General features: G+C 74.3%; 10 protein-coding genes and 1 pseudogene. 3 read left to right on the top strand and 8 right to left on the bottom strand.

Annotation, left to right across the window (positions count from 1 at the left end):
• Positions 1-23: 23 nt before the first annotated feature.
• The 5 genes and pseudogenes from BX285_RS29995 to BX285_RS30010 form a co-directional block, all read right to left on the bottom strand.
• Positions 24-1,139: a cupin domain-containing protein gene (locus BX285_RS29995; RefSeq protein ID WP_121178815.1), complete on the bottom strand. Its 1,116-nt coding sequence runs from the start codon at positions 1,137-1,139 to the stop codon at positions 24-26.
• On the bottom strand, positions 1,136-2,116 hold the full coding sequence (locus tag BX285_RS30000; protein ID WP_121178816.1) for a carbon-nitrogen hydrolase family protein: 981 nt from the start codon (positions 2,114-2,116) through the stop codon (positions 1,136-1,138). The genes BX285_RS29995 and BX285_RS30000 overlap by 4 nt, the downstream gene beginning before the upstream one ends.
• Before the next feature lie 9 nt (positions 2,117-2,125).
• On the bottom strand, positions 2,126-4,525 hold the full coding sequence (locus BX285_RS30005; protein ID WP_121178817.1) for an FAD-dependent monooxygenase: 2,400 nt from the start codon (positions 4,523-4,525) through the stop codon (positions 2,126-2,128).
• Positions 4,522-4,923: a thioesterase family protein gene (locus BX285_RS38780; RefSeq protein WP_259470902.1), complete on the bottom strand. Its 402-nt coding sequence runs from the start codon at positions 4,921-4,923 to the stop codon at positions 4,522-4,524. Before BX285_RS38780 ends, BX285_RS30005 begins: the two co-directional genes overlap by 4 nt.
• Positions 4,924-4,965: 42 nt before the next feature.
• Positions 4,966-6,585: pseudogene (locus BX285_RS30010) on the bottom strand (AMP-binding protein); the annotation flags it as partial.
• A 237-nt stretch (positions 6,586-6,822) separates the two neighbouring features.
• Between BX285_RS30010 and BX285_RS30015 the strand changes: the two are divergent.
• Together BX285_RS30015 and BX285_RS30020 are read left to right on the top strand one after the other, a co-directional pair.
• A complete protein-coding gene (locus BX285_RS30015; RefSeq protein ID WP_121178819.1) occupies positions 6,823-8,085 on the top strand; it encodes a sensor histidine kinase in 1,263 nt (420 codons plus the stop codon).
• The gene (locus BX285_RS30020) at positions 8,070-8,717 is read left to right on the top strand and encodes a response regulator transcription factor (RefSeq protein ID WP_097235036.1); all 648 of its coding nucleotides are present in this window, start codon (positions 8,070-8,072) and stop codon (positions 8,715-8,717) included. Before BX285_RS30015 ends, BX285_RS30020 begins: the two co-directional genes overlap by 16 nt.
• Positions 8,718-8,720: 3 nt before the next feature.
• Here BX285_RS30020 and BX285_RS30025 read toward each other — a convergent pair whose 3' ends face one another.
• The 3 genes from BX285_RS30025 to BX285_RS30035 form a co-directional block, all read right to left on the bottom strand.
• Positions 8,721-9,818, bottom strand: a complete 1,098-nt coding sequence (locus tag BX285_RS30025) for a hypothetical protein (protein WP_121178820.1) — start codon at positions 9,816-9,818, stop codon at positions 8,721-8,723.
• A 134-nt stretch (positions 9,819-9,952) separates the two neighbouring features.
• Positions 9,953-10,450, bottom strand: a complete 498-nt coding sequence (locus BX285_RS30030; RefSeq protein ID WP_121178821.1) for a GNAT family N-acetyltransferase — start codon at positions 10,448-10,450, stop codon at positions 9,953-9,955.
• Positions 10,447-11,793: a DUF6271 family protein gene (locus BX285_RS30035; protein WP_121178822.1), complete on the bottom strand. Its 1,347-nt coding sequence runs from the start codon at positions 11,791-11,793 to the stop codon at positions 10,447-10,449. Before BX285_RS30035 ends, BX285_RS30030 begins: the two co-directional genes overlap by 4 nt.
• Positions 11,794-12,165: 372 nt before the next feature.
• Between BX285_RS30035 and BX285_RS30040 the strand changes: the two genes are divergently transcribed.
• A complete protein-coding gene (locus tag BX285_RS30040; protein ID WP_121178823.1) occupies positions 12,166-13,365 on the top strand; it encodes a peptidoglycan-binding protein in 1,200 nt (399 codons plus the stop codon).
• Positions 13,366-13,409: the final 44 nt, after the last annotated feature.

The following is a 13,409-nucleotide window of genomic DNA, read 5'->3' on the forward strand; positions in this document are numbered from 1 at the left end:
TGTCGCGCGTCGGGCGTCGGGTGTCAGCCGGTGATGGCGGGCTGGTGCCCGTCGGCGTCCGGGTGGGCCTCCTCGCGGTAGAGGCCGAGCGAGTGCATCACCGGGAAGTCGTTGAAGGAGAACAGGCAGGCGTCCTTGCTCTGGTCGAGGTTCGCGTGCTCGTGCCAGGCCCAGGACGGGACGACGAAGATGTCCCCCTGCTGCCACTCGAAGCGCTGCCCGGCGACGACCGAGACGCCGCGCCCCTTGGCCGCCGTGTAGACCACCGAGCCGGTGTGCCGGTGGGCGCGGGTGGCCTGGCCCGGGCGGAGCAGTTGGAGGTGGGCGGCCATGGTCGGCATCACCGGGCCGCCGGTGACGGGGTTGGTGTACTCCATGATGACGCCGTCGTACGGCGAGCCCTCGGTGGCGCGGGCGAGTCGGCACAGCGCGTCGTAGCTGGGCTCCCAGGGCCAGCCGAACAGCGGCGAGTAGGGCCTGGTCCACTTCTCGGAGCCGTACGGCAGCAGGTTGCCGCCGTAGCTGAGCAGTGAGGAGTTCACCACCGGGCCGGGGCGCTGGTACAGCTCCGGGTGGACCTCGTAGAAGTTGGCGTCCAGGGTGTTGACCAGCGGGATGTCCAGGCCGTCCTGCCAGATCACCGGGGCGTCGTCGGCCTCGTTGCCGTGCTCGTGCCAGGTGTTGTTGGGGGTGATGGCGAAGTCGCGCGGGCCGACCTTGAGTTTCTGGCCGTCCACGACGGTCCAGGCGCCGGTGCCCTCGTGGACGAAGCGCAGGGCGGAGGCCTGGTGGCGGTGCGCGGTCATCGCCTCGCCGGGGCCCATGATCTGCAGGCCGGTGTACAACAGGCCGACGGCGGCGCTCAGTTCGCGGCGCCCGGGGTTCACCAGCATCACCACCCGGCGGCCCGCCTCGTCGGCCTTCACCAGGGGCAGCGCCTTGCGCACCAGCGGGCGCAGGTCGGCGTAGCGCCAGAGCACGGGGACGGACTTCGGCTGCGGGTACCAGGGCTCGATCTCGTTCGCCACCGTCCACAGGGCGCCGGCCTCGTGCTTGGCCAACTCCTCGTAGTAGGCGAGCAGTTCCGGGCTGTCGGTGACGCGGGCCCGGCCGATCCGGTCGTCGTTCTGCTCGGTCATGCGCCTTCCTCCTCGTCTGCGGGGAACACCAGGGGCCGCAGCGGGCGGTCGTCCACGTGCAGCCGGAAGACGTCGAAGCGGTTGTAGTGGCCGACGATGTCGTGCATCTGCTTGGGCTGGATGCACCGGCCGAGGTCGATCTCGGCGTAGACGATGCCCTCCTCGTCCACCAGCGGCTCGGTGACGGGGCGGCCGTCCGGGCCGAAGATCCCGGACAGGGCGCTGCGCGGGCGGGCGAGCTGTTTGCGGACCTGCTGGTCCTCGCCGGCGATCAGGTCCACGATCTCGGGCGAGAGGGTGGAGCAGGAGACCACCGTGAACAGCTTGCCCTCGAAGCAGTGGGCGGCGGCGCGCAGCGCGATCGCCTCCGCCATGTCGTAGTCCTCGGGGGCGACCGGCAGGGCGATGTAGCAGGCGGCGTGGACGAGTTCGCCCTGGGCCAGCAGGGTGAAGCGGGCCAGGGTGTTGGTGTTCTCGCCGCAGGCGAGCGCGCCGAGCGGGCCGACGGGGGTGCGGTGCACCTTCAGGGTGCTGCCGTCGCCCTGGGTCCAGGTCAGCTTCTCGGCCCAGGTCGGTACCAACTTGCGGTGGACGCCGAGCAGTTCGCCGTCCGAGCCGATGACCAGCAGGGTGTTGTACAGCACGCCGAGGCTGTGTCGGCCGCGTTCGTTGACGCCGATCACCAGCACCACCCCGGCTTGCCGGGCGGCGGCGCGCAGGGTGTCGACGTACGGGCCGGGCACGTCCACGGCGGCGCGGTACAGGCGTTCGTACCAGGGCGAGCCCTGCACCGGGTTCATCGTCCAGTTCCAGTACGGGTAGCCGGGCACGAACACCTCGGGGAAGACCACCAGTTCGGCGCCGTGGCCGGCCGCCTCCCGGATCAGCTCGACGGCCTTGTCGACGGTGGCGGCCGGGTCCAGGTAGACGGGGGCGGCCTGCACGGCGGCGGCGGTGAACCTGGGCAGGTGGGGCATGGTTCCTCCTCACTCCTCGGGCCGAGCCCACCCCTTGGGCGGGGTCGGCAGCCAGCGGCGGTGGACGGGTGCGGGCGGTTCGCGCAGCAGCTGCAGGCGCGGGGCGACCCGGTCGGCGCCCGGGCCCGGCGGCTTGCGGCTGCCCGCCCGCCAGGGGCCGGGCCAGCGGGCGCCGGGCCCGGTGTAGCCCTGCTCGGCGGCGGCGTGCAGCGTCCACAGCGGGTCGTACAGCTGGGCCCGGCCGACCGCGACCAGGTCGGCGCGCCCGGCCAGCAGGACGGAGTTGGCGTCGTCGGGCCCCGAGATCGCGCCGACCGCGATCGTCGGCAGGCCGGTGGCGGTGCGGATCAGCTCGGCGAAGGGCGTCTGGTAGCCGCGCCCGTACGGCGGCCGCTGCTGTGCCACGACCTCGCCGGTGGAGACGTCCACCGCGTCGGCCCCGGTCTCGGCGAGCGCACGGCAGATCGCCACCGCCTCGGCCTCGGTGGTGCCGCCGGGTGCCCAGTCGCTCGCCGAGATCCGTACCAGCAGTGGCTGCCCGGCCGGCCAGGCGGAACGCACCGCCGCCAGGACCTCCAGCGGCAGTCGCAGCCGGTGGGCGAGCGGGCCGCCGTAGTGGTCTCTGCGGCGGTTGGTGAGCGGGGAGAGGAAGGAGGAGACGAGGTGTCCGTGGCCGAACTGGAGCTCCAGCACGTCGAATCCGGCCCGCGCGGCCCGCTCGGCGGCGGCCGCGAAGTCCGCTGTGACGGCGGCCAGTCGGACGTCGTTGGCTTCGTGCGGCACCGGGCTGTCGGTGTCCCAGGGAAGCGCCGAGGCGGCCAGCAGCGGCCAGCCCTCGGCGAGCGGGCGGCCGATGCCGTCCGGTCCGGGGACGGCGCTGGCGCCGCGGCGGCCGGCGTGGGTCAGCTGGATGCCGATCGGTGTGTCGCTCACCGACCTTACGGCTTGCAGGAGTTCGCGCCAGGCCTGCTCCTGGTGGCCGCTCCACAGGCCCGGGCAGTGGTCGGTGGCCCGGCCCTCGGGGCTGACCGCGGTCATCCCGGCGAGGACCAGCCCGGCGCCGCCGAGCGCGTGCCCGGTGAGCTGGGCCCGGTCGAAGGCGCTGGGCAGAGCGTCGGGGGAGGTGAAGGTCGCCAGCGGCGGCACCACGATGCGGTTGCGCAGCTCCAGCGCGCCGAGCTTGAGCGGCCGGAACATCGGCGGGATCCCGGGAGAGCCGCCGAAGGCGGTGTCCACGGCGTCCACGAAGGCGGCGTCGCGGGCCCGGAGGTTGTCGTAGGTCACGCGGCGGCTGCGGGTGAGCAGGTTGAAGGCGAACCGGTCGACGTCCTGCCCGGTGCGCCGCCCGACGGTCTCGAACCACTCCAGGCTGGCCAGGGCGGCGCGCTGGGTGGACTCCACCACCGGGCGCCGCTCGGCCTCGTAGGCCGCCAGGGCCCCGTCCAGGGTGGGCTGTTCGCTCAGCGCGGCGGCCAGGGCCAGGGCGTCCTCCAGCGCCAGCTTGGTGCCCGAGCCGATCGAGAAGTGCGCGGAGTGGGCGGCGTCGCCGAGCAGCACCACGTTGCGGTGGCGCCAACTCGCGTTGCGCACCGTGGTGAAGCGGATCCAGCGGGAGGCGTTGGGGATCAGCCGGTGGCCGTCCAGGTGGCCGGCCAGCAGCTCGGCGCAGCGCCGCACGCTCGCCACGTCGCTCTCGCCGCGGCCGAACTCCCGTGCGGCGAAGGCCTCGAAGCCGGACCGGTGCCAGGCGTCCTCGGCGATCTCGACGATGAAGGTGGAGCGGGTGGCGCTGTACGGATAGGCGTGCACCTGCAGCACGCCGAAGTCGAACTGCTCGACGATGAAGGTGAAGGCCTCGAAGACCTTGTCGGTGGCGAGCCAGATGTAGCGGCAGTGCCGCTCGTCCGCCTCGGTGCGGAAGGCGTCCGGGTACGCCGCCCTGGTGCCGGAGCGGATGCCGTCGGCGGCCACCACCAGGTCGTACTCGGCGGCCAGTTGCCCGACGGGCGGGGCGGGCGTGCGGTAGCGCACGTCCACCGCCAGCTCGGCGCAGCGCTGCCGCAGGACGGCGCGCAGCCGGTTGCGGTCCAGGGCGGCGAAGCCGTGGCCGCCGCTGGTGCGGACCTTGCCCGCGTACCGGATGTCGATGTCGCTCCAGCGCGCGAACTCGGCGCTGATCGCGGCGAAGACCTGCGGGTCGGCCTGGGCGATGCCGTCCAGGGTCTCGTCGGAGAAGACCACGCCGAAGCCGAACTCGTCCTCCCGGGCGTCCCGTTCGAAGACGGTGATCTCCCGGTCCGGTGCGAGCTGCTTGGCCAGGGCCGCGAAGTAGAGCCCGCCCGGGCCGGCGCCGATCACCGCGATCCGGCGCGCCGGGGTGGGTACGGCGGGGCTCGTGGCGGCGCTCATCCCAGCACCTCCGGCTGCTGCGGCCCGGCCTCGCTCAGCGCCCGGCGCACCTGCGCGGGCCACGGCTCGGCGCCCTTGGTGTGCGGCGCGGCGTGCACCACCGACATCCGCCCGCTGGCGGCCGGCCCCTGCGGGCCGTGCACCTCGAAGGAGTAGTGCAGCGAGGAGCCGCCGACCCGGACCACCCGCAGCTCGGTGCGGACCACGTCCCCGAACCAGAGCCGTTCGCGGAAGTCGGCCTCGAAGTGCACCCGGGGGATCCGCCCGAACAGTTCCGCCAGCCCGAGCCGGCGCAGCAGCGCGGCCTCCGCCGCCTCGGCCCAGCGCTGCACGGCGGAGAAGTGGTAGTGCCCCGCCGCGTCGGTGTCCGACCACTCGACCCGGCGCTCGATCGTCACGCTGGCCGGGGCCGGGGCCGGGGCCGGGGCCGGGGCCGGGGCCGGTGCCGGCGAGGCCCGTCGCCGCAGTTCGGCGCGGTGCAGCTTGCCGGTCGCGGTGCGCGGCAGCTCGGCGACGAACTCGACGATCCGCGGGTACTTGTACGGCGCGATGGTGCGCTTGACGTGGTCCTGGAGGGCGCGGACCGTGTCGGGCCCGGCCGGCACGCTCGCGCGCAGCACCACGTACGCCTTGACCACCGAGCCGCGCCGCTCGTCCGGCGCGCCGACCACCGCGCAGTCGGCCACGTCGGGGTGGGCCGCGAGCGCCTGCTCCACCTCGGGCCCGGCGATGTTGTAGCCGGACGAGACGATCATGTCGTCGTTGCGTGCCTGGTACCAGAAGTAGCCGTCCCGGTCGCGGACGTAGGTGTCCCCGGTGAGGTTCCAGCCGTCCCGGACGTAGTCGAGCTGGCGCTCGTCGCCCAGGTAGCGGCAGCCGGTCGGGCCCTTGACGGCGAGCAGTCCGGGCTCGCCGTCCGGTACCGGGCGGCCCCGGCCGTCCAGTATCGCGGCGCGGTAGCCGGGCACGGGCTTGCCGGTGGAGCCGGGGCGGATGTCCTGGTCGGCGGCCGAGATGAACACGTGCAGCAGCTCGGTGGCGCCGATGCCGTCGATCAGCCGCTGTCCGGTGGCCGCGTGGAAGGCCTGCCAGACGGCCGCGGGCAGCGGCTCGCCGGCCGAGACGCAGCGCCGCACCCCGGCCAGCCGGTCGGCCAGTCCGGCGGTCAGGATCGCCCGGTAGGCCGTCGGCGCGGTGAACAGGACGCTCACCCGGTGCCGGCGGACCTGTTCGGCCAGCTGCTCGGGCGTGGCCTGCTCCAGCAGCAGTCCGGCGGCGCCGGCCCGCAGCGGGAAGACCAGCAGGCCGCCGAGGCCGAAGGTGAAGCCGAGCGGCGGGGTGCCGGCGAAGAGGTCGTCGGGGGTGGGGCTGAGCAGGTGGCGGGAGAAGGTGTCGGCGTTGGCGAGCACGTCGCGGTGGAAGTGCAGGGTGGCCTTGGGGCGGCCGGTGGTGCCGGAGGTGAAGGCGATCAGGGCGACGTCGTCGGCGGCGGTCGGGACGGCGGTGAAGCCGGGGGCCTTGGCGGCGCAGCGGGTGGTGAGGTCGTCGGGTCCGCTGCCGCCGTACGCGAGGACGCGCAGGCCCGGGGTGGCGGCCCGGTGCAGCTCGTCCAGGTAGCGGTGGTCGCACAGGGCGAGGACGGGTTGCGCGATGCCGTGCAGCGCGGTCAGTTCGGCGGCGCGCAGCAGCGGCACGGTGGTGACGACCACCCCGCCGGCTTTCAGCACGCCGAGCCAACAGGCCGCCAGCCAGGGGGTGTTGGGGCCGCGCAGCAGGACCCGGTTGCCGGTGGCGAGGCCGAGGCCCTCGGTCAGCAGGCGGGCGATCCGGTCGGCCTGGTCGCGCAGCCGGCCGTACGACCACTGTTCGGTGGGGGTGACCAGGCAGCGGCGGTCCGGTCCGAGTCTGGCGATGGTGTCGTCGAGCAGGGCGGCGGCGCAGTTCAGGCGGTCGGGATAGGCCAACTCCGGTAGTTCGAAGAGGAGTTCTGGCCACTGCTCGAAGGGTGGGAGGTGGTCTCGGCAGAACGTGTCCACGTGCGCCGAGGGGGAGAGCTCCATGGGCGGCACCTCGTCGTGCGAGCGGGGAGTGAGGCCAGTATGGCGTGTTGGTGACGCCAGTCAAGAGAGCGATACACGCATTCGGGCGACGGCCCGACCGTCGGCACGGCCGGGGCACGGGTGCGGGGTCTGGGCCCACGGAGGGGTGGGGCGGGCCACACTTCCGCGCTGACCAGGGCCTCGGCGGGCCGCCGCTGGTGCAGAGTGGGGGCATCGGACGGAGGTCGAGGAGCGGGGATGATCAGACGATCGGCTGCCTGGGGCGTACGCGCCGGGGTGGGGTTCGTCCGGGCGAGCGCGGTGGCGGCGGTCACCCTGCTGATCCCGGCGGTGTGGGCCGGTGCCGTCGCGCTGGGGATCGACTGGGGGCCGGCCAACCCGTGGTCGTGGCTGCTGCCGGCGGTCGTGGTGGGCGCCGGCACGCTCGCCCTGGCCCGCCCGGTCTGCCGGGCCGTCCGCTTCCTGGTCGAGCGGTGGACCGGCACGGCCGTCCCGGCCGGCTACCGCGAGCCCCGGCCGCTCACCCGGATGTCCACCGGCTACTGGTGGAACGGGCACTCCTACGAGCGCACCCGCCGGGACGCCGAGCTGGACCAGGCCTGGCGGACCCGGTGGGGCGACCCGGCCACCTGGCGCGACCTGCGCTTCGCCGTGCTCGTGCCGTTCACGGCCGGCCTGGTCGCGGCCGTGCCGCCGGCCGCGCTGGCCGCGGCGGTCCTCGTACTGGCCGGGCCGGAGCCCGTCGCCCGCCTCCTCGGGGCGCTGGCCGCGATCGCGGCCGTCGCCTGCGCCCCGTACGCCTGGCGGCTGCTGGAGCCGGTGGCCGTCCGCTTCCTCGGCCCCTCGCGCGCCATGCTGCTGGCCGAGCGGGTGGACGAGCTGACCGCCCAGCGCGCGGACGTGACGGTCGCCCAGGCCGCCGAGATCCGCCGGATCGAACGCGACCTGCACGACGGCGCGCAGGCCGGCCTGGTCGCGCTCGGGCTCTCGCTGGCCACGGCGGAGAAGCTGATGGACACCGACCCGGAGCGGGCCAGGGCCCTGATGCGGGCGGCGCGGGCCGGCGCCGCCGGCTCGCTGTCCGAACTGCGGGACCTGGTACGGGGGATCAACCCGCCGGTGCTGACCGAGCGCGGATTGGTGGACGCCGTCCACGCGCTCGCCCTGAACAGCCCGCTCGACGTGACCGTCACCGCCGACCGGCAGTTCCGCCTGGAGCCGCCGATCGAGTCCGCCGTGTACTTCGGCGTCGCCGAACTGCTCGCCAACGCGACCAAGCACGCCCGGGCGACCAGCGTGCGGATCACCATCGGCCACAGCGGGACCGGCATCGTCGTGGACGTCGAGGACGACGGCCGCGGCGCGGTGGTGATCGGCAACGAGGGCGGACTCGCCGGCCTGCGCCGCCGACTCGCGGTGTTCGACGGCACCCTGGAGATCACCAGCCCGGAGGGCGGACCGACCCGAGCGACGATGATGGTGCCATGCGAATCGTCGTAGCCGAAGACCTCTACCTGCTCCGGGACGGCATGGTCCACCTGCTGGAGGCCTACGGGCACGAGGTGGTCGCCACGGCGGCCACCGGCCCCGAGACCCTGCACGCCCTGCTGACCCACCGCCCGGACGCCGCCGTCGTCGACGTCCGGATGCCGCCGACCCAGTCCGACGAGGGCCTGCAGGCCGCCCTTGCCGCCCGCCGTGAGGTGCCCGGGCTGCCGGTGCTGATCCTCTCCCAGCACGTGGAACAGCTGTACGCCCGCGAGCTGCTGGCCGACGGCGCGGGTGGCATCGGCTACTTCCTCAAGGAGAGCGTGTTCGACGGCGAGCAGTTCGTCGACGCCCTGGAGCGGGTCGCCAGGGGCGGGACGGCCATGGACCCGGCCGTCATCGCCGCACTGGTCTCCTCCGCCCCCTCGAACCGGCGGCTCGACCGGCTCACCGAGCGCGAGTCGGAGGTGCTCGCCCTGATGGCCGAGGGGCTGTCCAACCAGGCCATCGCGCAGCGGCTGTTCCTCAGCGACAGCGCGATCAGCAAGTACACCACCTCGATGTTCGGCAAGCTCGGACTCACCGAGGACGAGAACGGCAACCGGCGGGTGCTGGCGGTCCTCGCCTACCTCAACAGGCCCTGACCGTCAGGCTGTAGAGGAAGACGCGGTGGCGTCGGGGGTGCGGCCGTCCTGGGCCTGCCGGGCGCGGTCGGCGAGCAGCCGGGCGAAGGCGGTGAGCCCGGGCGCGGTGACGGCGGCGCCGAGCCCGTCGTCGTGCACCAGGAGCAGCACGCCGCCGACCCGGACCAGGGCCACCGCCGAGGAGGAACCCCGGGTGCGGACGGCGCTCTGGTCGCCGATCGAGGGCAGGGCCACGGCGCCCGAGTCCTCCCCGGCGGTGCGGTCGCGCGTGGTGTCGAAGGCCTGGGCGGCCGCGTCGGGGGAGGCGAAGGTCACCGCGGTGAACCGTACGGTCTGCACCGGGGCGGCGCCGAAGGTCACGGTGGCGTAGGCGAGTTGCCGCTCGCAGGCGTCCGGCAGCAGGCACGGCACCGAACCGGAGCTGCCCGTCCCCGACTCCGGCCCGCTCTGCACCTGCCAGCCGCCCGGCATCGCCCGCGCGTCGGGCAGCACGCCCTGCGCCACCGCGGGGTCACCGAGCGGCTGCGCGGCGTGCGCCAGACCGGGCCCGCCCGGCTTCATCAGCGGCCGCGAGCCCAGGTGGACGGCGACGGCCACCAGCGCGGCGATCAGGACCAGGACCAGCGCCACCACGATCCCGGCGCTGCCCCGCCGGGCCGCCAGCGCCCGGGCCCGGGCGTCCACCGGGCCGACCCGCAGCTGGACGGTCGTCGGGCCCGCCGGCCGCTGGGCGGACTGCGACTTCGTGGACTGCGGCTTTTCGGACGGTGTCGGCGCGGACGGCGGGCCGGTGCGCAACTGGATGGTGCTGGGCGGCTCTGCCCGCAGGTGGACCGTCGGCGGATCGGCGGGCCGCCCCAGCGCGGTGGTGGCCAGGTACTGCGCGAACGCCTCGTCGGCGGCGAGCAGTTGGGCGACGGCGGCGGTCAGCTGGGCCCGCGCCCGGACGTCCTGCGGGCCCGCCTCGGCCTGCGTCAGCGCCCGCGCCCCCTCCGGCACCATCCGCAGCCGCGCCCGCACCACGTCCGCCACCGCCCGGTGCTGCCCGCCGCCCAGCAGCGCCTCCACGACCTCGGGCACCATCCCGCGACCGTCCCCCATGGCAACTCCCCTTGCCGCACGAGTCGTTGCCTCCACGATCCCGGACGGAGGGATACTTCGTACCCCCGCCGAACCCCGCCGACACGGAACGGAGACGCAACTGAAACCTCTCCCGGACAGAGCCGGGGCCGTGGTCACCCCACGGGCATGGACATGTACACCGCGCGCCGCCCGTAGCACGCCGGCACCGCCACCTCCCGGTGCGCCCGGTAGCCCAGCAGCCGCAGCAGGATGTCCGCCCCGCGCACCGCGACCATCGAGATCCGCTCGAAGCCCTGCTCGCCCGCCTGCTCCCGGAAGTGCCGGATGAACCCCAGCGCGACCTCCCGGCCGCGCAACTCCTCGGCGATCACCAGGTCGTGCACGTGCAGGTTGGCCGACCGGTGCACCGTCTCCTCCGACCGGCCGAGGTCCGGGCAGCGCAGCGGCGGGTACGGCAGGCTCAGCAGGTAGCCGACGACGGTGCCGTGCCGCTCCAGCACGAAACAGGTGTCCGGCGAGCTGCGGGCGCGTGACTGCAGCGCCTCCCGGCCCTCGGAGAGGCCGTCGGCCGCGTAGGCGGCGTGCTCCAGGGCGACCACGGAGTCCCAGTCCTGCTCGTCCAGCAGGCGGATCCTGAGCTCCTCGCTCACGCGCCCGGCCCCTCCGCCCGGGGCTCGCTGCCCGCCGCGCGGGGGCCGATCCCCTCGGCGCGGGCGGCGGCCACCAGCGCCGCCCAGGCCTCGATCAGCACCGCCCACCGCTCGGCGTCCGCCCGCGCCTCGTCCAGGAGCTGCTGCCGCCGCCCGGCCACCACGTCGGCGAGCTCGGCGTACTTGCCGCCCAGCTTGCGGTAGCAGCGGTCCAGGACGTCCAGGCAGTGCTCGTTCCCGGACCGGTCCCGGTCGACGCTGCCGCGCACCAGGTCGAGGATCGGCTCGACCCGCAGGCCGTGCCGCTCGTCCAGCAGTGCGCGGCCGAGGTCGATCATCCCGCCGTAGACCGGGTACAGGTACAGCATCGAGAGCAGGAACTTGACGAACCGCAGCTGGTAGGAGACGAACCCGGCGCCGGTGCGACGCTCGGGCGTGTAGTAGTTGACGATGTGGCGGTTGTGGGTGACGCCGGGCAGCCGGGCGTGGACCAGGGCGTGCAGCAGGGCGTAGTCGCTGCCGATGGTCTCGGTCGAGGGCAGCAGCGGAAGCGCCTCGTAGGCCCGGTGGTCCAGGGCGGTGTTGCACATGTAGACGTCCCAGATGTCGGGCACGCCGAGGACGGAGTCGTCGGCGCCGAACGGCTCGGAGCCGGCGCCCTTGAAGGAGACGTCCACCATCGCGTCCTTCTCCTCCTCCGACCACACCGGCGGGGCCCACAGGCGCACCACCTCGCGGTAGACGGCCGGGTCCAATGCGTGGATCTCGCCGATGTCCACGCAGAGTTCGCCGATGAAGGAGCCGCTGACCAGCATCACCGGCTTGTCCGCGTCGGCCGGGTCGAGCGCGGAGCGGGACACCCCGGCCACCGCCTCGCCGGCCGGTCGGCCGATCGAGAGCAGCTCGTGGTGGATCGGGAAGACCTTCCGGCCGTCGACGACCTGGAAGTCGGCGTCGTCGTTGCGCAGGTGTGCCGAGGTGCAGCCCAGGGCGGCCGCGGCCAGGAAGAGCCGGTTGACGCAGGAGCCGTACGCGACGGCCCGCGGGAGCATCAGGTCGAGCAGCAGCTCGGGGTCGGCGGCGCCGGTGCGCTCGGCCACCCGGCGCAGGAACTTCCGCTGCTGCGCCTCGCCGAGGTGGTGGACGACCACGCCGGGGGTGGGCTCCAACGCGGCCACGGCGGCCGCGTTCTGCGCGAACTCGGCGGCGTCGGTGGTGTCGAGGACGAGGAGGTGCACCTCGACCCCGAAGGTCGCGACGGCGTAGGCCGCCTCCTCGGCGAGTTCCGCGATGGTCTCGGGGCAGGGCCGCATGGTGGGCAGGGCGAGGCAGACTCTCTGCATGGTTCCGGTTCTCCATCGGATCGTCAGATGTGGTGCCACCGTGGCGAGTTGAGCCTGATCGCAGGCGCGCCGGCACCCCTGGTGCGGGCCTCGACCGGCCCGCCGGACCACGGTGGACTAGACCACTTTTGATGTCAACGATTGACAGCGGGCCCCCGGCGGGGTGGAATGCGCCCCCTCCGCCCGCCCGGCCCAGTGCGGGCAGCCGGTTCGCACGCGAGGACGAATTCCCCTCGCAGGGTCGAACGGCCGGGCGGTTACGGGTGGTTCACCGCGGCGCGTCGCGTTCCGGGGGCGGTCCGGCAGTCAATCCGGCGCCCGGACCTGCCGATACCGGAAGTGATGCCCTCTTGCCGTTCGGAGGAGACCGCAATGCCCGAACTGTGGCTTCCCGGTGCCGAGATCCACGACCTCGGCGACCACGCGCCGACCGACCAGCAGTACCCGCCGAAGGCCATCGCGCACATCACCTGGGACCGCAACGCCACCGCCGCCGCGCCTCAGGACTGGTGCCCCTACGAGGACCTGGTGAGCTACTTCACCGGCGCCGGCGCCGGCGACGCGCCGCACCTGGTCTGGGACCCGTTCAGCGGCCGCACGGCCCAGCTGTTCCCCGCCGACTCCCGCTCGAAGAGCCTGCTCAGCCCCGCCCAGAGCCCCACCCGCACCAACCGGGCCGGCCGGGTGGTGATCCAGATCGAGGCGGTGTTCTTCCCCTACTGCCGCTACCAGGGCCGGGTCTACCCCCGGCTGGTCGACACCCCGTGCGCGGGCTGGGACCGGATCCACAGCTGGATCGCCTCCTGGGGCGTCCCCGACGTCTGGCCGATGGGCCGGCCGACGGACTTCTCCGGCCACCGCGACGAGCAGGTGTGGGAGACCCGCGGCGGCTGGTTCGCGCACGCCCACGTGCCGTACAACGACCACACCGACCCCGGCTCCTGGCCCGACCTCGCGGCCGGCCCCGGCTCCCCGGCCGACCCGCCCTCGCAGCAGCACCCGGCGCCCCCGGCCGACCCGACGCCGGCCCGCTACCAGGTCACCATCAACGGCCTGCCGTACGGCTACGGCGCCCGGGGCTACCAGGTGACGACGGTCGGGCGGGCGCTCGTCGCACGCGGCTTCGGCTCCCACTACCGTTCCGGCCCGGGCCCGGACTGGACGGACGCGGACACCGAGAACTACGCGGACTACCAGGGGAGTCTGGGCTACACCGGACAGGCGGCCGACGGCGTCCCCGGCGAGGGATCGCTGAACCGGCTGCTCGGCTACCTGCCCGGACAGCGGACCGTCTCGGTCGCCCACGTCGCGGCGGCCGCCCGCACCGACCCGGGCGCCGAGCAGGGGCACCGGACGTACGGGGCCGAGGTGGCGATCGTGGAACAGGCGCTGGTGGACGAGGGGCTGCTCGAACAGCGCTGGGCGGACGGCTCCTTCGGTAGCCGGACGGTCACCGCGTACGCGGCCTGGCAGCGGCGCTGCGGGTACGAGGCGGGGGCGGCGGACGGGATCCCCGGGCAGGCCTCGCTCCACCGGCTGGGCGCGGCCCGGGGGTTCACGGTGACCGACTGAGGCCACCGTGGGCTTCGCCCCGGGGTCCGCCCGGACCGCCTCCG

It is taken from the genome of Streptomyces sp. 1114.5 (genome assembly GCF_003635085.1).
Lineage (GTDB): Bacteria > Actinomycetota > Actinomycetes > Streptomycetales > Streptomycetaceae > Kitasatospora.

Bases quoted from the DNA above. Each gene is read 5' to 3' on its own strand.
- BX285_RS30035 (WP_121178822.1), bottom strand. From the start codon at position 11,793: ATGCAGAGAGTCTGCCTCGCCCTGCCCACCATGCGGCCCTGCCCCGAG.
- BX285_RS30015 (WP_121178819.1), top strand. From the start codon at position 6,823: ATGATCAGACGATCGGCTGCCTGGGGCGTACGCGCCGGGGTGGGGTTC.
- BX285_RS30020 (WP_097235036.1), top strand. From the start codon at position 8,070: ATGCGAATCGTCGTAGCCGAAGACCTCTACCTGCTCCGGGACGGCATG.
- BX285_RS30040 (WP_121178823.1), top strand. From the start codon at position 12,166: ATGCCCGAACTGTGGCTTCCCGGTGCCGAGATCCACGACCTCGGCGAC.
- BX285_RS30025 (WP_121178820.1), bottom strand. From the start codon at position 9,818: ATGGGGGACGGTCGCGGGATGGTGCCCGAGGTCGTGGAGGCGCTGCTG.
- BX285_RS29995 (WP_121178815.1), bottom strand. From the start codon at position 1,139: ATGACCGAGCAGAACGACGACCGGATCGGCCGGGCCCGCGTCACCGAC.
- BX285_RS30000 (WP_121178816.1), bottom strand. From the start codon at position 2,116: ATGCCCCACCTGCCCAGGTTCACCGCCGCCGCCGTGCAGGCCGCCCCC.
- BX285_RS30005 (WP_121178817.1), bottom strand. From the start codon at position 4,525: ATGAGCGCCGCCACGAGCCCCGCCGTACCCACCCCGGCGCGCCGGATC.